Genomic DNA, 17,683 nt, shown 5'->3' with positions numbered 1-17,683 from the left:
CGGGTCAGTCCTCGTCGAGCGGGTGGGGCCGCGCGGCCGCCGAGTCGGCGGGCGGCTGGGTGGGCAGCGGCCCGGTGGAATCGCCAGCCTCGGCCAGAGCGGTCTCGACCCCGAAGGGGGTGGCCGCGGGCGAGAGGATGGCGAAGGCCTGGTCCTGCGCAGGCGTCGCGCGGCGCGTCATTCGCCAGCCGGCATAGCCCGACAGGATCGCCAGCAGCACGAGGATATAGACCCAGAACCCGACCGGCCCGATCGCCGACATCAGCCAGCCGGTGACGATCGGCCCGAACACCGACCCGCCGCCGTTGATGAGCAGAAGCCCGGCCGAGGCCGCCGCCATGTCGCGGCTGTCGAGCGAGTCGTTGGTATAGGCGATGAGCAGCGCATAGATCGGGTTGGCTACCCCGCCCAGAAGCGCCGAGGCCGCGAGGTAGCCCCAGATCGACGGCTCGGACAGCACCACGGCCGCGGTGGCGAGCGTCCCGAGGATGGCGAGGCCGGCGATCAGCACCCGCCGGTCCATCCGGTCCGAGAGCCAGCCGACCGGATACTGGGCCAGCAGCCCGCCGACCCAGATCGCCGCCACGAAGGCCGAGATCTCGCGCACGTTCAGCCCCGCGACCGCGCCCCAGACCGCGCCCATCCCCAGCAGCGCCGAGAACACCCCGCCGACGAGGAAGATGCCGACGCAGCCCAAGGGCGAGGTGCGGTAGAGCCGGGCAATGCTCATCGGCGCGATGCTCTCGAACCGCGGCGCCTCGACCTGCGACAGAAGGATCGGGGTGAAGGCCAGCGACACCAGCACCGAGGGGATGACGAAGAGCAGCCAGCCGCCCGGGTCGGGGACGTTCATCAGGATCTGGCTGATGACGAGGCCGAACATCTGGACGATGAAATAGACCGACATCGCCCGGCCGCGCGTCTCGTTGCCGGCGCTCGCGTTCATCCAGCTTTCGGCGGTGATGTAGACGCCGCAGAAGCTGAACCCGATCACCAGCCGCAAGAGCACCCAGGCGATCCAGTTGGTGTCGACCGCATAGAGGATCAGCACCGCCGAGATCAGCGAGCCGAGCGCGGCGAAGACCCGGACGTGGCCGACCCGCTGGATCATCCCCGGCACGATCAGGCTGCCCAGCACGAAGCCGCCGAAATAGGCCGACATGACGACCGACATGAGGTTCGTCGGGATGCCCTCATGCGCGCCGCGGATGCCGAGCAGCGTGCCCTGCATCCCGTTGCCGACCATGAGCAGCATGACCCCGGCCAGCAGCGGCCAGGTGGATCGCAGGACGCTCAGCATGATGCCTCGGGCAGAAGCAGCGAGGCGTCGCCGTAGCTGAAGAAGCGATAGCGCGCCGCGATGGCATGGGCGTAGATCGCGCGGATGCGGTCCTGCCCCATCAGCGCCGAGACGAGCATGAGCAGCGTCGATTTCGGCAGGTGGAAGTTGGTCATCAGCCCGTCCGTGACGCGGAAGCGGTAGCCGGGGCGGATGAAGATGTCGGTCGCCCCGTCGAAGGGTCGGATGGTGCCGTCCGCGTCTGCGGCGCTCTCGATCAGGCGCAGGGCGGTGGTGCCGACGGCGATGACGCGCCGCCCCTCGGTCCGGGCGCGGGCGATGGCGGCGGCGGCCTCGGGCGTGACGATGCCGCGCTCGGCGTGCATCCGATGCTGCGAGACGTCGTCGGTCTTGACCGGCAGGAAGGTGCCGGCGCCGACGTGGAGCGTGACGTGGACGAACTCGACCCCGTCCCGGGCGAGCTGCGCGAGCAGGGGGGCGTCGAAATGCAGGCTCGCGGTCGGGGCGGCGACGGCGCCCGCGGCGCGGGCCCAGACGGTCTGATAGTCGGTGCGGTCCTGCGCATCAGGCGCCCTGAGCGCGGCGATGTAGGGGGGCAGGGGCATGGCGCCGACCTCGGCCAGCGCCGCGTCGAAGGCCGCGCCGACGGCGTCGAAGGCCAGCGTCGCCTCGCCCTCGGCGATGGCGGTGACGCGGGCCGAGAGGTGGTCGCCGAAGCGGATCACCTCGCCGGGCTTGAGCTTGCGCAGCGGCTTGACCAGCGCCTTCCAGCCGCCCTCGGGAGTGGGCTCGGTCAGCGTGACCTCGATGCGGGCCACGGCGTCGCCCTGGGGCGTCGGGCGGGTGCGGGTGCCCGTGAGCCGCGCCGGGATCACCTTGGTGTCGTTCAGGACCAGCAGATCGCCGGGGCGCAGGAACGCTGGCAGGTCCGCGACCGTCGCATCGGTGATCCGGTCGCCCTGCGCGACCAGCAGCCGCGCGGCGCTGCGCGGGCGCGCGGGCCGTGTGGCGATCAGCCCCTCGGGCAGATCGAAGTCGAAGTCCGACAGGCGGAGAGGAGGCGGATCGGCGGGCTGCATGGCGGTCTTGTCGGCCCGCCGCCGCCCAGGGTCAAGCGGGGGCAGGGCGGGGTCGCGGGAACGTCAGACGGGGGGCGGTTTCGGCGGGGGCGGGCGGTGCCTCGGGCCGTGGGGTGGGGCGGGCGAGAGGGGCCGTCCCGCTTCGGCGCGCGGTGCCGGGGTCCGGGCGCGCAGGCCGGGCCGCACGCCTGACCGCGGGACGAGGACGCCCGCCCGCACACACGCCGCCCACCCCCCGCGCACCCCGCGCCCTTCCCAACCGCGCGCCGCCTGTCTAAAGACGGCTCACCCGAGCCAGAGGACCTCCGATGAGCCAGCCGCTTCCGCCCCCGGTCGAACCGCAGATCGGCGCCGCGATCGAACCGCAGCCGGGGATCATGGAGATCGCGCTCTACGAGGCCGGGACCGCCACCCTCTCGGGGCGCAGCGACGTGCTGAAGCTCAGCTCGAACGAAAACCCCTTCGGCCCGTCCGAAAAGGCGCGCGAGGCGGTGGCGCGGGCGGCGCACCAGATGCACCGCTACCCCTCGACCGACCACGCCCGGCTGCGCGCCGCCATCGCCGAGGTGCACGGGCTCGATCCCGACCGGATCATCTGCGGCGTGGGCTCGGACGAGATCATCCACTTCCTTTGCCAGGCCTATGCCGGGCCGGGAACCGAGGTGCTGTTCACCGAGCACGGGTTCCTGATGTACCGCATCAGCGCCATGGCCGCGGGTGCCACGCCGGTGGCCGCGCCCGAGCGTGAGCGCGTCACCGACATCGACGCGCTGATCGCCGCGGCGACGCCGGCCACGCGGCTGATCTTCGTCGCCAACCCCAACAACCCGACCGGCACGATGATCGAGCTGGCCGAGCTCGAGCGGCTGGCCGCCGCCGTGCCGCAGGCGATCCTCGTCATCGACGCGGCCTATGCCGAGTATGTGGGCGGCGACTATGACGGCGGGGCCGAGCTCGCCTCGCGGCTGCCCAACGTGGTGATGACGCGCACCTTCTCGAAGCTCTACGGCCTGGGCGGGCTGCGGGTCGGCTGGGGCTACGGGCCGCGCGCGGTCATCGACGTCCTCAACCGCATCCGCGGGCCGTTCAACCTGTCGAACGTGGCGCTGGACGGGGCCGAGGCGGCGGTGCGCGACCGCGCCCACGCCGAGCACGCGCGGGCCGAGAACGCCCGGCTGCGCGGCTGGCTCGCTTCGGCGCTGACCGAGCGGGGGGTGCCCTCGGACCCCTCGCACGCGAACTTCATCCTCGCCCGCTTTGCCGACGCCGCCACCGCCGAGGCCTGCGACGCCAGCCTGCGGGACGAGGGGATCATCGTCCGCCGCGTGGCCAGCTACGGCCTGCCCGCGTGCCTCAGGATCACCGTCGGCGACGAGGCGTCCTGCCGCCGCGTCGCCCATGTCATCGGCCAGTTCATGGCCACCCGCGACGCGGAGACCGCGCCATGAGCGCCCGGTTCGAGCGGGTGGCGCTGATCGGGCTGGGGCTCATCGCCGGCTCGATGGCGCACGCGATGCGGGCGGGGGGGCTCGCCGGGCGGATCACCGGCCACGCGCGCTCGGCCGAGACCCGCGCCACGGCGGCCGAGATCGGGCTGGTGGACGAGGTGTTCGAGACCGCCGCCGAGGCCGTCGCGGGCGCCGATCTCGTGGTCCTCGCCGTGCCGGTGGGGGCGATGGCCGACGTCGCGGCCGAGATCGCCCCGCATCTGGCGCCGGGGGCCATCGTGACCGACGTGGGCTCGGTCAAGCAGGCGGTGATCGACGCGGTCGGCCCGCATCTGCCCGAGGGGGTGCATTTCATCCCCGGCCACCCGCTGGCGGGGACCGAGCACTCCGGCCCGCGGGCGGGGTTCGCCTCGCTCTTTCGCAACCGCTGGTGGCTGCTGACCCCGCTGGAAGGGACCGACGCGGACGCGCTTTCGCGGCTCGAGGCGCTGATCCGGGCGATGGGCGCGAATGTCGAGGTGATGGAGGCGCCGCACCATGACCTCGTGCTGGCGGTGACGAGCCACGCGCCCCACCTGATCGCCTATACGATGGTCGGCGTCGCGGACCACCTGCGGCGGGTGACCGAGTCCGAGGTGATCCGCTATTCGGCCGCGGGCTTCCGCGACTTCACCCGGATCGCCGCGTCGGACCCGACGATGTGGCGCGACGTGTTCCTGCACAACCGCGAGGCGACGCTGGATATCCTCGGCCGCTTCGCCGAAGAGCTGTTCGTGCTGCAGCGCGCGATCCGCATGGGCGACGGGCAGCATCTGCACGACTATTTCACCCGCACCCGCAACATCCGCCGCGGGATCATCGAGGCCGGCCAGGACACCGCCGCGCCCGACTTCGGCCGCGGGGCCGGGCCGGGCTGAGGCGCGGCCTCAGGGCGCGAACAGCGGCGCCGGGCCGATGGGCATCGGCCCGAGGAAGCTGCGCCCGTCGCGGAAGATCAGGGTGATGCGCAGCGTGCCCTCGGGCGGCGGGGGCGGCGCGGTGATGCCGGCGGGCAGCGTGACCTCGGCGCCCGAGGCCGTGCGCAGCGCGGTGGTGGCGAGCGGCACCACCTGCGCGGGGAGTGCCCCCAGCGCCGCGGCGAGGTCGAGCCAGCCGCGCGGGTCGGGCGTGTCGACGAAGGCCGCGCCCGCGGCGCGCCCCTCGGCATCGGCGGTGACGTGGCCGCTGATCCGCGCGTGGTGCGCGCCCACCTGAAGCCTGACCCCGTCCGAGTTCACGCCGACGAGGCGCGGCGGCGTTTCCTCGCCCGGTTTCAGCGCTCCGGTGAGGTAGAGTTGCGCCGCCCCGTCGATCCCGATCGGCCCCGCCTCGGCCAGCGCCGGCGGCACCGGGCCGAGCGCCGCGGGGACAAGCTGCGTGAGCGTGCCCGCCACGCGATAGCTCGCGCGCGCCGCCTTTGGCGCGTGGCCGCCCATCGGCGTCAGCGTGGCGGTGACGTCCACCCCCTCGGCCAGCGGCGCCCCGTCGAGGGTGACGGCGCTCGCCTTGGCCCCCGCCGCGCCGATCGCCATGCCGTTGCCGGGCGAGACGCGCAGGCTCATCCCGCCGCCGGTCAGCGCGAGCGCGCGGTCGCCGGGCAGGGTCAGCGCGGGGGGCAGGGTGGCGTGAAACGTCGTCGGCGCCGTCGGCGCGGCCCAGAGGTCGAGCGCCGGCAGCGTCGCCGGCCCGGCCTCGGTCGCAAACTTCAGCTCCGCGAGATGCAGCCCGATGCGGTCGATGCGGCGCAGGGGGGTGACGGAGGCGGCCTCGATCTGCGGGTCGTCGGCGATGCGGCGCGCGGCCTCGCGCGCGAGCCAGGTCTCGCCGCCCAGCCACGCCGCGGCCAGCGCCGCCGCGACGACCAGAACCAGAAGGATCAGCCTGCGCATTCGGTCCCCGCCCAGCTTGTCGCCCGTGCCGTGGGGGCGCGCTTGCAACTTTGCCTGCCCGGCCTAACCTGCCGGCAAGCGAAAGGGCAAGGGATGCATCACGGCGGCTGGGTGTTCGGATATGGTTCGTTGATGTGGGCGCCCGAGTTCCCCGTCGCCGAGCAGGTGATCGCGCAGGCCGACGGCTGGCGGCGCAGCTTCTGCCTGCGCTCGATCCAGCATCGCGGCACCGCCGAGGCGCCGGGGCTGGTCCTCGGGCTCGAGGCGCAGCCGGGGCATCTCTGCACGGGCCTCGCGCTCAGGGTCGAGGCGCCGCTCTGGCCCGAGGTCCACGCCGCGCTGCGCGCCCGCGAGCTGGTGACCGAGGCCTACCGCGAGGCGCTGGTGCCGCTCGAACTGGCGGACGGACGGCGGGTCGAGGCGCTGACCTATGTCATGCGCCCCGAGCACTGGCAGTACTGCGGCGGGCTGGGGATCGAGGAACAGGCGCGGATCATCGCCTCGGCCCACGGCGGGCGGGGGCCGAACGCCGAGTATCTGTTCAACACCGCCGCGCATCTGGACGAGCTGGGCATCCCCGACGACGACATCGCGGCGCTGGCGGCGCAGGTGCGCGCGCTGACCGCTCAGCGCGGGTCGATGAGCGCGTAAGGGTCGGGGAACGCCGCGAGATAGTCGAGCATCGGCCCCGCCGCGCGCCACTGGCGCAAGAGCGCGCGGCCGAGCGTCCGGCGGTCGGGCCAGGCGCGGCGCGTGAGGTCGGGGGCGGCCAGCCCCGGCGGCAGCCCGGCATAGGCGGCGCGGTAGCGCATCGGCACGATGCCGGCCGCGGCGGCGAGCCAGGGCTTGGCCGGGCCGATGAAATGGACGAGGCAGGGGTCCGCCATCGCGGTCAGATGCGCCGAGGCCCAGGTGAACTGCCAGTTCCAGAGCGGGCTCATCTCAGTCCAGTCGCCGTTCAGCACCCCGTTCAGCAACGCCTGGTCGCGGCCGATCCCGGCGAGGTGGCTGCGGGCAAAGGCGGCGCAGCGCGCCGACAGGTCGGCCGCGGCCCAGGCGTCGGTGTCGATCAGCACGACGCCCGCGTTGAAGTAGGGGGCGGCGGGGCGGCCGAGCTGTTTCTGGTCCGGGGTCCGCTTGCCGGGATTGCGCCACTGGCGGTTGTCGCGTACCGCCGCTACCGCCCGCCCGCGTAGGTCAGCCGCGAGCAGCGGCGTCGGGTCGCCGCGCTCGAGCAGGATGTCGGCGTCCAGCACGAGGATGCGTCGCCAGCGCCCGGCCAGCGCGCGGGCCAGGAAGATCTCCATATAGGTGGCGAGCGAGCGGCGTGCGTCGAGCGGCAGCGATTGCGCGAGCCCCGCGTCCTGCGCCGCGACATGGCCGATCCCTGCGGCGCCAAGCGCAGGCGGCAGGGCCAGCGGCTCGGGCGAGCCGATCAGCACGTCGAACCCCTGCCCCTCGACCGCCGCGAGTTGGGCCGCGAGCACCCCCGCATAGGGCAGGTAGGCACCGTCGCAGGCGACGATCACCGCGGCGTCGGCGGTCTGGCGAAAACCGGGGGAGAGGGTCGGGTCCATTCCGCTGAACATCCCCGGCCGGGGCGGATTGGCAACCCCCCGAGTCTACGGCGGGGGCAAGGAATCAAAGGGGCCGGCAGATCGCTCTGCCGGCCCGGGCCGCCTTGCGCGGGGAGGAGCGCGCGGCGACGGGTTCCGCGCCTCGGGTATGCTCCCCCAAGGTGAGGGGGGGCGGACCTGCGCGAGGGAGGGGCTGACCGGCGTTGCTACGCCGGTCAGCTTGGCGTCACTTGGCCCAGCTGCCTTCGCCGATCCACCGCAGCGCGGTCAGCGACGGCATGAACATGTATTCGCCCCCCGCCATGCGGTTGAACGTCGTCACGCCGTTGATGCGCTTGCGGGCCGGCTCCTCGGGGATGGTGAACTGTCCCGGTTCGGGATGCAGGCCCACGATCGGGTCGCGCTCTTCACCGAGGTCGATGAAGTTGCCGCGGTTGATCCACTCCTGCTGCATGAACTCGATCGTGTCGAAGGCCCGGGCGCTGATGAAGATGAAGAAGATGCCGCGATCCTCGGCCGCGTCGTCGGCGGCGGTGACGTCCGGCGTCCACTTCGGCCCGAAGGTCGAGGACCGGCGGATGATCCGCTTGATCTTCACGTCGGTGAGGATCGTCATCTGCCCGTCGCGCGGGTTCATCCGGCGCATGTGGCTCGACATCGGGCACATCAGGCCCTTCTGGTCGTTCGAGAAGTCGAAGTCGTTGTTGCGCGCCGGATCGTCGCCGAGTTCCTTGTCCTCATGCTCGGGCGACAGCACCAGCGGCGCGCCCGACTGCCAGCGGCCGAACATCTTGGCGGCCAGCAGGTGCTGGGCGTCGGCGCCCTCGGCGTGCGACTTGACGAAGTCGTTGAACGCGCCGACCCGGCTGATGAACTTGCGCAGCACGACATAGCTGCCGTTGCGGCCGAGATCGGCCGGCTCGGGCATCCCGAGCGGGCTGCCGGTCTCGCTGTTCTCGCCGAGGATGAACTCGCCCGGGGCGATCGCCTCCTGGTCCCCGGGCCACGGGTCGACGCCGCTGCCCTTGATGTCGGGCTGCGCGATCGAGTCGCGGAAGCCGAAGGGGTTCTTGGCCTCTTCGTCGGCCGCGAACTCGTGCGTGCCGAGCAGCGTGACGCCGCTCGACTTGTCGAGCTCGCCCTTCGCCTTCTCCACCGCCTTGTCGAGTGCCGCCTTGTCCACGGCGTAGATCGTCAGGGCGATGTGGCAGTGCCCCTCGCGGAACGCCTCGTCCCAGTGCTCGGGGGCGTTCTCGTCGAAGTCGCGCAGGATGTCGGCGCGGGCCGCCATGCCCTGCTGGAAGGGCAGCGGAAAGGTCTTCAGCGTGTCCTCGGGCAGGCCGAGCGCCTTGAGCCCCGCGTGGCTGATCGCCACGCCGGTCCAGGCGTCGAGGTCGTCGTGGAACCCGTCGGCCGAGGGGATGTGCGGCGCGAGGCGCGCAATCAGGTCGCGCCCCCCTTCGGCCTCATCTACGTGCAGCATCGCGTGGACGCCGCAATAGGGCTCGGGCCGGTTGCGCAGGATCAGCGCCTGGATGTCGTCCAGCTGCAGGTCCACCTTGTCGCGCGAGAACCGCTGCTTGATGCGGGAAAGTAGCGCCATCTCAGTAGTCCACCGGCTCGGGCTTGGCGATCTCGTCGGTCAGCTTCTTCATCGCCGCCCGGGTCGTGTCGTCCACGTCCGCGTTCTTGTTCATCGTGTCGAGGAACTCGTTCAGCGCGTGCTCGGTGCGCTGATAGCGGCGCACGTCCACGACGGTGACCTGCGGGTTGGCCACGAACCAGCCCGAGGCGTCGATCTGGTGATCGGCGATGAAGTCCTTGACCTCGGGGCTGTCGATGCCCGGCCAGCCCTCGACGTTCTGGAACAGCAGGTCCATCAGCTCGGGGATCTTGGTGGCGAAGTCGTTGATGTAGGCGTCCCAGTCGCCGTCATAGGTGGTGGCGAACAGGATCTTGGTGTCGTTGTCGAGGAACACGAACCGCATGTCGTGCAGCGTCGAGACGCGCTGCGCGCCGTCCATGTTGCCGTTCGTCAGGTTGAAGATGCGGCGCAGGCGGTCGGCGCCACCGGGCTTGAGGTCGGCGATGGCGGTCAGCTCGGACACGTTGCCCGACTGCATCCCGGCGCGGCCGGCGCTCTGGGCGGTGCCCTTGAGGTCGGGGTTGTGCTTGCGGATGATCGCCTCGAGCGCGATCTTCGCGAGCGTCGGGGCGTCGGTCGCGACCTCCTCGATCCGGCGACGGATCTCGGCCAGCTTGCTTTCGTCCTCGAGGCGGGGGTCGCCGCCGGTCTCGCGCAGTTTCTCGGCCATGGCTGTGGTCCTTTCTCTGATCGGGTGAGGGGGGAGGGGAGGGGGGTCAGGCGGGGATGTCGGCGGCCGACGCGGGCTCGGTCCGCGTCACGGCGTTCAGCCGGTGACGGCGGTCCGACGAGACGTCATAGACGGTGCGCCGGATGCGCATGATCGAGCCGAGCGGCTGGTGCGCGGTGATCCCCTGCCACGGGTTGAAGGACAGCACGTCGTCGGCATAGACGCGCCGCGCGTCGCTGAAGCTGTCCTGCGGGGCGAAGCGAACGGTGCCGATCACCTGCTGGGGGGATTTCTCCTCGTCCCAGAGGATCGCGGCATCCTCGACCGGCATCTCGTCCAGATCGGTGCAGAGCTGCACGCGCAGGTCATAGACCGCCTCGTTGTCGCGGAAGAAGTCGCGCACGACCTCTTCGATGCGGGAATACGACATGTCCTCGATCGGCTGGCCGGTCAGCGCGCGGACGTTCTCGGACCGCGGCGCGAGCGAGACCTTGCCGATGTAGTCGCCAAAGCGCAGCGCGCCCTGGGTGAAGAACGTCTCGCCCAGCAGGTTGTCGTTCGAGAGCGCCAGACCCTGCAGCGTCACGCCCGGCGTGGCGCCGACGGCCTCGATTGCGTTCTCGAGCCTGCGGGCGACCGCGGCGCCGAAGCGCTGCACCCGCTGGGGCGCCTGGGCCCGCTTTTCGAGCAGGCCGAGCATCTGCTTGTATTTCGGGATGTCGCCGAAGGGCAGCACCGGCAGGTTCACCATCAGGAAGTCCTGCGAGTGGCTGTCGTCGCGCTTGAGCAGACGGTTGCCCTCGACGCCCATGATCTTCAGCGCGAAGCCGCGCGGCTGGGGGATCTCGTCGCTGTGGATGTCGCCGGGGGCCGACGAGATCCGCGCCACCACGTCGTACTCGCCCGGTTGGGCGAAGACGCCCTGGCGCAGATGCGCGGGCAGGTCGGCGGGGATGGTCAGCGTGCCGGTCAGGACGCCGTGGCTTTTGGCGTGGGCGTCGCGGATGGCGTGCCGGTGACGCTCGAATGCCTCCAGGTTCGTCTCGGACATCTGGTCGGTGATCTCGGCGATGAGGCGCGCCTCGTCCTCGACCGGGACTTCGACCTCGGGGGTGTAGCGGACGTAGTTGTCGGTCATCGGGCGATCCTTTCGGCAAGGCGGTTCGAGGGGCAGTTCGGGGGGGCGGTTCGGTGTGCCTGAAGCAGATATCGGGTCAGGGGTTTGAGATATGAAGTGATATCCGAGTTTCCGCAGCGTCAGTTTGGATATCAATTGAAATCTGAAGTACTAGTGTCATCTATGAAACGCAGGAACGACCTGTTCCGTTCAAGTTCCGGACTGCGAATCAGAAAAAGAGGACACGTCATGCGAAATCCCGCCTATCCCCATGCACCGCGCCCCGTGGACCATCAGCCCGACGCCACCGCCGGCTACTGGCACCACAGCAAGCAGAACACCCTGCCCCAGCCGGACATGATCGGCACCTACCAGCGCCACAAGCCGTTCGCGCCCGAGGGGGTGACGGATCGCAAGGCGCTGATCATCGGCGGCGGCATCGCCGGGCTCGCGGCCGCGTTCTACCTGATCCGCGACGGCCACATGCCGGGGGCCAACATCACGGTCTACGACGCGCTGCCGGTCTCGGGCGGGTCGATGGACGGGGCCGGCAACCCCGAGGACGGCTATATCGTCCGGGGCGGCCGCGAGATGAACTGGAACTACGACCAGCTGTGGGACATGCTGCAGGACGTGCAGGCGCTGGAACTGCCCGAGGGCTACAGCGTCCTTGACGAATACCGCATGGTCAACGACGCCGACCCGAACTGGTCCAAGGCGCGGCTCATGCACAAGCAGGGCCAGATCCGCGACTTCTCGACCCTCGGGCTGACCAAGCCGCAGCAGTGGGAACTCGTCCGGCTGATGCTGGCCCGGAAAGAGGACCTGGACGACCTCACCATCGAGGACTGGTTCAGCGAGGGCTTCCTGCAGTCGAACTTCTGGTTCCTGTGGCGCTCGATGTTCGCCTTCGAGAACTGGCAGAGCCTGCTCGAGATGAAGCTTTACGTGCACCGCTTCGTCGACTCGATCGACGGGCTGACCGACATGTCGGCGCTGGTGTTCCCGAAGTACAACCAGAACGACGGCTTCATCAAACCGCTGGTCCGCCACCTCAAGGACCGCGGCGTGACGTTCCGCTTCGGCACCCGCGTCACCGACATGAGCTTCGATGAAAAGGACGGCGCCCGCACCGTCACCGCCTTGCACGCGGTCGTGGACGGCACCCCGCAGCAGATCGCGGTCGGCCCTCGCGACCTCGTCTTCGCGCTGCCCGGCTCGATCACCGAGGGCACGAGCTACGGCGACATGGACACCGCCCCGCCCCGCATCCGCTTCGAGGGCGAGCCGGGGCCCGAGAGCGACTGGACGCTGTGGCGCAACCTCGCCTCCAGGTCGCCGGTCTTCGGCAAGCCGGAGAAATTCTACAGCCAGCCCGACCGCTCGATGTGGGAATCCGCGACGCTGACCTGCAAGCCGTCGGCGCTGACCGAGCGGCTGGCCGACCTGTCGGTCAACGACCCCTATTCGGGCCGCACCGCGACCGGCGGGATCATCACCTTCACCGACTCGTCCTGGGTGCTCAGCGTCACCATCAACCGCCAGCCGCATTTCCCCGACCAGCCCAAGGACACGCTGGTGGTCTGGGTCTATGCGCTGCTGATGGACAAGCCCGGCGACAAGGTGAAGAAGACCATGCCCGAGTGCACGGGGCGCGAGATCCTGTCGGAGCTCTGCCACCACCTCGGCATCCCGCAGTCGCAGCTCGACGGCATCGTCCAGCAGACCAAGGTCCGGTTGGCGCTCATGCCCTACATCACCGCGCAGTTCATGCCGCGCGCCAGGGGCGACCGCCCCGAGATCGTACCCGAGGGCTGCACCAACCTCGCGCTGCTGGGGCAGTTCGTGGAGACCCGCAACGACGTGGTGTTCACGGTGGAAAGCTCGGTCCGCACCGGGCGGATCGCGGCCTATACGCTGCTCGACCTGCCCAAGCAGGTGCCGGACCTCAGCCCGACGCAGTACGACATCCGCAACCTCTTGAAGGCCGCGCGGGCGCTCAACAGCAACCAGCCCTTCCCGGGCGAGCGGCTGCTGCACAAGCTGCTGGGCAACACCTATTATGCCCATATCCTGCCGCCGCTGCCCGAGCATGACGACGGCGGGCCGATCGGGGCGGATGCAAGTCTGTTGATCCGCGCCGGTGGTCAGGCCATTACCGGAGTGGTGCGGCGCCTCGCGGCGACGCTCAGCCTGCAGCAGAAGGATGACCGTCGCACATGACCCAGCTGCCGCAGCGCCGCAGCCGCGCCCAGATGCAAGAGGAAACCCGGTCCCGCCTGATCGAGGCCGCCAATGACATCATCGCCGAGGGCGGTGTGGCGGCCGCCTCGATCCGCGGCGTGTGCGAGCGGGCCGGGTTCTCGCAGGGCGCGTTCTATTCCAACTTCACCGACAAGGAGGAGTTGTTGCTGGCGCTGCTCGAGCAGCAGATGCACGCCGCCATCCGCGAGATCGAGGATCTGATGGCGCGGATGGTCGGCGGCTCGCTGGACGAGGACCTGTCGCTGCTGGCCGCCCGGCTGCAGGAGCTGGGCGACCAGCCGGTGCCGGCCCGGCTGACCATCGAACTTTACCTCCACGCCCGCCGCGACCCGAACTTCGCCGCCCATCTCGACCGCCTGCGGGCGGCCTATCACACAGACTTCGCGCGCCTGCTCGACGGGCTCGCGGCGCGGCACGGGGTGAAGTGGCAGGTTCCGCCACTGCATCTGTCGCAGATGCTGCACACGCTCTGGACGGGGTATGTCGTCCAGTCCCCGAACGACCGCCCGAGCCTCGCCGACGCGCTGCGGCTGATCTGCCGGTCGAGCGTCGCGCCGCGCTGAGCGGGACGGTCGCAGCTCAGCCGCGGATCAGTCCGGGCAACCCTGCTGAAATCCGCGGTCGCAGTGCCGGGCCAGCCGGTCGCTGTCTGCGGCGGTCCACCCCTCGGGCGCGGTGACCGCGGCCCACGGCCCGACGTAGTCCGGCGCATAGTAGCTGTGGCCGTAGCCCGCCGGCGCCGTGGTGGCGAGCGCCATGTCGAGCGCCAGCTGGAACTGCGTCACCACCGGAACGAAGCGCAGCTCGGGCGAGACGTCCGGCGCCGGCGGCTCGCGCATCCAGGCGGGCGCGCGCCAGAACGACGCCGGCTCGTAGAACACGATCGGGTCGCTCGGATACTGCAGGAACATCAGCCGCATCGGACCCCATCCCTCGGGCCCGCCCGCGTCGCGCAGGTGCGAGGCGAAGCGGATCAGCCGCCCGTCGCCCACCACCGGCATGACGTGCGGGCTGCCCGGGTCGCGCGCCGCGGTCGCCTCGGCCCAGAAGCCCGAGGGGAAGGGCGAGCCGGTCCAGAACGCCCCGTCGATCGGCTCGTCGAGCAGCGCGAAGAGGTCGGTCCCGTGCATCGAGGCCCAGGCGCCGAGGCTGAGCCCGTGGATGTAGAGCCGCGGCCGCATCTCGCGCGGCAGGCTGCGCCAGTAGGCGTGGATTGTGCGGATCAGCGCAGTCGCCTGCTCGAGCCCCGAGTTCGTCTCAAGCAGCAGCGCCAGCGGCGATTGCAGATAGGAATACTGCGCCGCGACCGTGGCCACGTCACCGTTGTGCATGTATTCGAGCACGTCGAAACTGCCGGGGTCGAGCCAGCCGGTGCCGGTCGGCAGCGCCACGACCAGCACCTTGCGGTCGAACCCGCCGACCCGCTTCAGCTCCTCGAGCGCGATGCGGGCGCGGATCGCGGGATCCTCGTCCTGGGCAAGCCCGACATAGACCCGGACCGGCCGCAGCGCCGGGCGCCCCGAAAAGGCAGCGATCGCTTCGGCAGACGGCCCGCCGGTGACGAAATCGCGGCCGGGCTGGCCCATCGCCGCCCAGTCGATGCCCGAGGCGGCGCTGCCCGGCAGGGCCGGGTCCGCGGGCGGCGGCGGCGCGGTGTCGAAGAGCGCCTGCGCCGCGGTGTAGGACGCGTCGAGCCCCGCGATCACCCGGTCGAGCACCCCGTCGCGGGTGACGATCAGCAGCGCGATCAGCACCAGCAGCAGCCCCGCGACATCGGCCGTGCGGCTGTGCATGTGCCGGGCCAGCCGCTGCCGCACGGCGTCGAAGCTGAGCCGGATCATCAGCCCCGCCAGCATCAGGACGGTGAAGACGGTGATGGCGAGCGCGAGCATCGGCAGCGACTGGATCGTCTCGATCGGCGCCATCCCCATGCGGGTGCGGATGCCGTTTTGCCACTCGCCTGCCTGCGCGAGACAGACGGCCAGCGCCGCGAGGACCGGCGCGGCGAGCACCGCATGGGCCACGTCCGCCGCCCGTCCGCGCAGTTCGGGCAGCATCAGCGCCCGCCAGAGGCTGAGCCAGAACCGCGCGATCAGGTATCCCAACGCGGCCACGAGGCCGCCGAGCGCGCCCTGCACCTGCCAGCTGCGCGGGATGAGCGAGGGGGTGAGCGAGGCGGCGAAGAACAGCAGCCCGAAGAGCAGCGGCAGCATGGCGAGGCCGAGGGGTTTGCGCAGGTTCATGGCGTGTCGTCTCGCATGTGTCTCGGGCGTCGCGGTGACGATGCCAAACGCCGGCCGCCGGGCCAAGCGGGTGGCGACGGCGCGGGCGAGGAACCCAGCGTTCGGCGAAGATTCCGACGCCCGTTCGCCGGTCGGGGGCCTGTTGCGGCCGTGCCGAACATCGCGGGCGAGCGGGGCCTGCCTGTTGCGGCGGGCCGCAGGCAGATCGGTTGCATCGTAATCGAGCGGAGCAGCGCCAAGACGCTCCCGTGAGCGCGGCAGGGGGGCCGCGAGCCCGCGCCACCTGAACAGAAAACCCGGGCGCGGCCTCTCGGCCGCCCCGGGTCACGAGGTGCAGGTCAGACCTTACTGCCGATCATCGCCTGGATCGGCGAACACATCGGCCCACTCGGGATGACGTTCCGCCTCGGCGCGCACGAAGCTGCAGAGCGGCACGATCCGCTCGCCACTCGCCCGCGCGTCCGCCACCAGCGCCTGCACGAGCGCCTTGCCCACCCCGCGCCCACCCATCGCGTCGGGGACGCCGGTGTGGTCGGCGCTGATGAGGCCCTCGCCCTGCCGGGTGAAGGTCAGCTCGCCCTCGGCGTCGAGGCCCTCGATCCGGGCCACGTAGCGGCCGCCGGGGCCGCCGTCCTCGCGGGTGATGGTGACGTCGGTCATTCGTGTCGCTTCCTGTCCAGTCGGGGGTTGGGAGGCCGGGGCGACCCCCGGCCCAGTCCGTCAGGCGGCGCGCGCCGCCATCGTCGCGTTGGCCCACCACGCGAGCTCGTCCAGCATGGCGTTGAGCGACGGGGCCAGCACCTCTTCCACCGTGCTCATCTCGCCGTTCTGACCCAGCGGCGAGACCTTGAAGAACTCGCCCCCGCCCAGGTGGACGGCGTTGCGCAGCGGCACCATCTGCAGTTCGACGCCGATCGTGCGCAGATGCTCGATCGCGCGGGCCGCACCCACGCCGCCATAGCCCATCGCGGCCAGCGGCTTGCGGTTCCATTCCTTGTAGGCCTGGTCCAGCGCGTTCTTGAGCGCGCCGGTGATCGAGTGGTTGTACTCGCCCGTCACGACGATGAACCCGTCGAAGCTGCCGATCTTGTCCTGCCAGGCCACGGCCCGCGGATCGCTGGACGGCACCCAGGCGTTCGAGGCGACCTCGTCGAAGAACGGCAGGTCGAAGTCGCGCAGATCGACCAGCTCGAAGGTCATGTCGTCGCGGGCGCTGGCTTTCTCGAGCAGCCAGTTCGCGGGCTTGTCGGCAAACCGGGCCTTGCGGGTCGAGCCGATGATGATGGCGATATGCGGTTTGGTCATGGTGCAGCGGTCCTTCGTCTGTCGCAGTCACGGATGGGCGCTTGCCGGTGCACGCGCCGGGTGTGCCACCTACTTGGCCCTCCGGCGGGCCGGCGGCCAGAGCCGGTTCCGAGAAACCGGCGTTCTGTCCTGTCGAACGAAGGCGCCTTGCGCAGCGCGAGGTGTGGCGGACCTCAGAACCGCAGATCGTCGGTGCCCTTCAGCGCGAGGATCTCGCGCGCCTCGTCGGGGGTCGCGACCTCGAGCCCCAGCCCCTCGATGATCTGGCGCACCAGCCGCACCTGCTGGGCGTTCGTCTCGGCCAGCTTGCCGGGCCCGGCCCAGAGCGAATCCTCGAGCCCCACGCGGACGTTGCCGCCCATCGCCGCGGCCATCGCCGCGATCGGCAGCTGGTTCTTGCCCGCCCCCAGCACCGACCAGCGGTACTGGTCGCCGAACAGCCGGTCGGCGGTGCGCTTCATGTGCATCACGTCGTCCGGGTGCGCGCCGATCCCGCCCATCAGCCCGAACACCGTCTGGATGAACAGCGGCCCCTTCACGATGCCGCGGTCGTGGAAATACTTGAGGTTGTAGAGGTGCGAGGTGTCGTAGCACTCGAACTCGAAGCGCGTGCCGTTGGCGCCCAGATCGGTCATCACCCGCTCAAGATCGCCGAAGGTGTTGCGGAAGACGATGTCGCGGTTGCCGAGATAATCCTGTTCCCACGCGTGCTTCAGCTTGCCCTCGAAGCGGTCGAGCATCGGGAAGAGGCCGAAGTTCATCGTGCCCATGTTCATCGAGGCGACCTCGGGGCGGAAGGTCGCGGCGGGCTTCATCCGCTGCTCGATGGTCATGGTGGGGGCGCCGCCGGTGGTGAGGTTCAGCACCACGTCCGAGCGCTGCTTGATGACCTGCAGGAACGGCAGGAACGCCTCGGGCGACTGGTCGGGGCGGCCGTCCTGCGGGTCGCGGGCGTGCAGGTGGACGATGGCGGCGCCGGCCTCGGCGGCGCCGATGGCGGCCTCGGCGATCTCGGCCGGGGTGATCGGCAGGTGCGGCGACATCGATGGCGTGTGGATCGCCCCGGTCACGGCGCAGGTGATGATCGTCTTGCGGGTCTTGGCCAT

The 17,683-nt window shown here is 70.8% G+C and carries 16 protein-coding genes; 5 read left to right on the top strand and 11 right to left on the bottom strand.

Annotated elements, in window-relative coordinates; genetic code table 11:
* Nucleotides 1-4: 4 nt before the first annotated feature.
* Entirely contained in the window at nt 5-1,300 is a 1,296-nt protein-coding gene (locus tag BLW17_RS01455; RefSeq protein WP_074825987.1) for an MFS transporter, read from the bottom strand.
* Nucleotides 1,294-2,379: a tRNA preQ1(34) S-adenosylmethionine ribosyltransferase-isomerase QueA gene (gene queA / locus BLW17_RS01450; protein ID WP_036733756.1), complete on the bottom strand. Its 1,086-nt coding sequence runs from the start codon at nt 2,377-2,379 to the stop codon at nt 1,294-1,296. Before queA ends, BLW17_RS01455 begins: the two co-directional genes overlap by 7 nt.
* Nucleotides 2,380-2,723: 344 nt before the next feature.
* Here queA and hisC point away from each other — a divergent pair, with 344 nt between their 5' ends.
* Nucleotides 2,724-3,827 carry a histidinol-phosphate transaminase gene (gene hisC / locus BLW17_RS01445; RefSeq protein ID WP_170835584.1) on the top strand — a complete coding sequence of 368 codons (1,104 nt, stop codon included), beginning with the start codon at nt 2,724-2,726 and terminating at the stop codon, nt 3,825-3,827.
* Nucleotides 3,824-4,744 carry a prephenate/arogenate dehydrogenase family protein gene (locus BLW17_RS01440; RefSeq protein WP_036707417.1) on the top strand — a complete coding sequence of 307 codons (921 nt, stop codon included), beginning with the start codon at nt 3,824-3,826 and terminating at the stop codon, nt 4,742-4,744. Before hisC ends, BLW17_RS01440 begins: the two co-directional genes overlap by 4 nt.
* A gap of 9 nt (nt 4,745-4,753) precedes the next feature.
* On the opposite strand, the gene BLW17_RS01435 is transcribed toward BLW17_RS01440, so the two are convergent.
* Nucleotides 4,754-5,755 (bottom strand): DUF2125 domain-containing protein, encoded by a 1,002-nt coding sequence (locus BLW17_RS01435; protein ID WP_036707418.1) that lies wholly within the window; start codon nt 5,753-5,755, stop codon nt 4,754-4,756.
* Between the two features lie 93 nt (nt 5,756-5,848).
* On the opposite strand from BLW17_RS01435, the gene BLW17_RS01430 reads away from it, so the two are divergent.
* Nucleotides 5,849-6,406 carry a gamma-glutamylcyclotransferase gene (locus tag BLW17_RS01430; RefSeq protein WP_036707420.1) on the top strand — a complete coding sequence of 186 codons (558 nt, stop codon included), beginning with the start codon at nt 5,849-5,851 and terminating at the stop codon, nt 6,404-6,406.
* Here the strand turns inward: BLW17_RS01430 and BLW17_RS01425 are convergent.
* The 4 genes from BLW17_RS01425 to BLW17_RS01410 all read right to left on the bottom strand — a co-directional run bounded on the left by BLW17_RS01425 (nt 6,382) and on the right by BLW17_RS01410 (nt 10,785).
* Nucleotides 6,382-7,332 (bottom strand): glycosyltransferase family 8 protein, encoded by a 951-nt coding sequence (locus tag BLW17_RS01425; protein ID WP_052176134.1) that lies wholly within the window; start codon nt 7,330-7,332, stop codon nt 6,382-6,384. The two genes, BLW17_RS01430 and BLW17_RS01425, sit on opposite strands and share 25 nt — an antisense overlap.
* Before the next feature lie 226 nt (nt 7,333-7,558).
* Nucleotides 7,559-8,935 (bottom strand): Dyp-type peroxidase, encoded by a 1,377-nt coding sequence (locus BLW17_RS01420; protein WP_036699726.1) that lies wholly within the window; start codon nt 8,933-8,935, stop codon nt 7,559-7,561.
* Nucleotide 8,936: 1 nt separating this feature from the next.
* Nucleotides 8,937-9,647, bottom strand: a complete 711-nt coding sequence (locus tag BLW17_RS01415; protein ID WP_052174802.1) for a hypothetical protein — start codon at nt 9,645-9,647, stop codon at nt 8,937-8,939.
* Nucleotides 9,648-9,693: 46 nt separating this feature from the next.
* Nucleotides 9,694-10,785, bottom strand: a complete 1,092-nt coding sequence (locus BLW17_RS01410; RefSeq protein ID WP_036730985.1) for a catalase family protein — start codon at nt 10,783-10,785, stop codon at nt 9,694-9,696.
* 228 nt (nt 10,786-11,013) lie between these two features.
* Here BLW17_RS01410 and BLW17_RS01405 point away from each other — a divergent pair, with 228 nt between their 5' ends.
* Nucleotides 11,014-12,987 carry an oleate hydratase gene (locus tag BLW17_RS01405; RefSeq protein WP_036730984.1) on the top strand — a complete coding sequence of 658 codons (1,974 nt, stop codon included), beginning with the start codon at nt 11,014-11,016 and terminating at the stop codon, nt 12,985-12,987.
* Nucleotides 12,984-13,592, top strand: coding sequence for a TetR/AcrR family transcriptional regulator (locus BLW17_RS01400; protein ID WP_052176133.1), 609 nt, complete (start codon nt 12,984-12,986; stop codon nt 13,590-13,592). The genes BLW17_RS01405 and BLW17_RS01400 overlap by 4 nt, the downstream gene beginning before the upstream one ends.
* Before the next feature lie 27 nt (nt 13,593-13,619).
* Here the strand turns inward: BLW17_RS01400 and BLW17_RS01395 are convergent, their stop codons facing one another.
* From BLW17_RS01395 to kce, 4 genes are all read right to left on the bottom strand, one after another.
* A complete protein-coding gene (locus BLW17_RS01395; protein ID WP_036730983.1) occupies nt 13,620-15,272 on the bottom strand; it encodes an alpha/beta hydrolase in 1,653 nt (550 codons plus the stop codon).
* Between the two features lie 345 nt (nt 15,273-15,617).
* Complete coding sequence (locus BLW17_RS01390; RefSeq protein ID WP_036730982.1) at nt 15,618-15,932, bottom strand: GNAT family N-acetyltransferase; 315 nt, start codon at nt 15,930-15,932, stop codon at nt 15,618-15,620.
* 60 nt (nt 15,933-15,992) lie between these two features.
* Entirely contained in the window at nt 15,993-16,577 is a 585-nt protein-coding gene (locus BLW17_RS01385) for an NADPH-dependent FMN reductase (RefSeq protein ID WP_036730981.1), read from the bottom strand.
* Between the two features lie 173 nt (nt 16,578-16,750).
* Nucleotides 16,751-17,683, bottom strand: coding sequence for a 3,5-dioxohexanoate:acetyl-CoA acetone transferase (kce, locus tag BLW17_RS01380; protein ID WP_036730980.1), 933 nt, complete (start codon nt 17,681-17,683; stop codon nt 16,751-16,753).

The sequence above is a fragment of the Paracoccus sanguinis genome (assembly GCF_900106665.1).
Classification (GTDB): domain Bacteria; phylum Pseudomonadota; class Alphaproteobacteria; order Rhodobacterales; family Rhodobacteraceae; genus Paracoccus; species Paracoccus panacisoli.
Note: the sequence above shows the minus strand (reverse complement) of the source record. Positions and strands in the feature narration are given on the sequence as shown.

Coding starts and splice junctions, on each gene's coding strand:
- kce (WP_036730980.1), bottom strand. CDS start 17,683: ATGGCCAAGACCCGCAAGACGATCATCACCTGCGCCGTGACCGGGGCG.
- BLW17_RS01390 (WP_036730982.1), bottom strand. CDS start 15,932: ATGACCGACGTCACCATCACCCGCGAGGACGGCGGCCCCGGCGGCCGC.
- BLW17_RS01400 (WP_052176133.1), top strand. CDS start 12,984: ATGACCCAGCTGCCGCAGCGCCGCAGCCGCGCCCAGATGCAAGAGGAA.
- BLW17_RS01440 (WP_036707417.1), top strand. CDS start 3,824: ATGAGCGCCCGGTTCGAGCGGGTGGCGCTGATCGGGCTGGGGCTCATC.
- BLW17_RS01415 (WP_052174802.1), bottom strand. CDS start 9,647: ATGGCCGAGAAACTGCGCGAGACCGGCGGCGACCCCCGCCTCGAGGAC.
- BLW17_RS01395 (WP_036730983.1), bottom strand. CDS start 15,272: ATGAACCTGCGCAAACCCCTCGGCCTCGCCATGCTGCCGCTGCTCTTC.
- BLW17_RS01435 (WP_036707418.1), bottom strand. CDS start 5,755: ATGCGCAGGCTGATCCTTCTGGTTCTGGTCGTCGCGGCGGCGCTGGCC.
- BLW17_RS01430 (WP_036707420.1), top strand. CDS start 5,849: ATGCATCACGGCGGCTGGGTGTTCGGATATGGTTCGTTGATGTGGGCG.
- BLW17_RS01425 (WP_052176134.1), bottom strand. CDS start 7,332: ATGGACCCGACCCTCTCCCCCGGTTTTCGCCAGACCGCCGACGCCGCG.
- BLW17_RS01410 (WP_036730985.1), bottom strand. CDS start 10,785: ATGACCGACAACTACGTCCGCTACACCCCCGAGGTCGAAGTCCCGGTC.
- BLW17_RS01385 (WP_036730981.1), bottom strand. CDS start 16,577: ATGACCAAACCGCATATCGCCATCATCATCGGCTCGACCCGCAAGGCC.
- queA (WP_036733756.1), bottom strand. CDS start 2,379: ATGCAGCCCGCCGATCCGCCTCCTCTCCGCCTGTCGGACTTCGACTTC.
- BLW17_RS01420 (WP_036699726.1), bottom strand. CDS start 8,935: ATGGCGCTACTTTCCCGCATCAAGCAGCGGTTCTCGCGCGACAAGGTG.
- BLW17_RS01455 (WP_074825987.1), bottom strand. CDS start 1,300: ATGCTGAGCGTCCTGCGATCCACCTGGCCGCTGCTGGCCGGGGTCATG.
- BLW17_RS01405 (WP_036730984.1), top strand. CDS start 11,014: ATGCGAAATCCCGCCTATCCCCATGCACCGCGCCCCGTGGACCATCAG.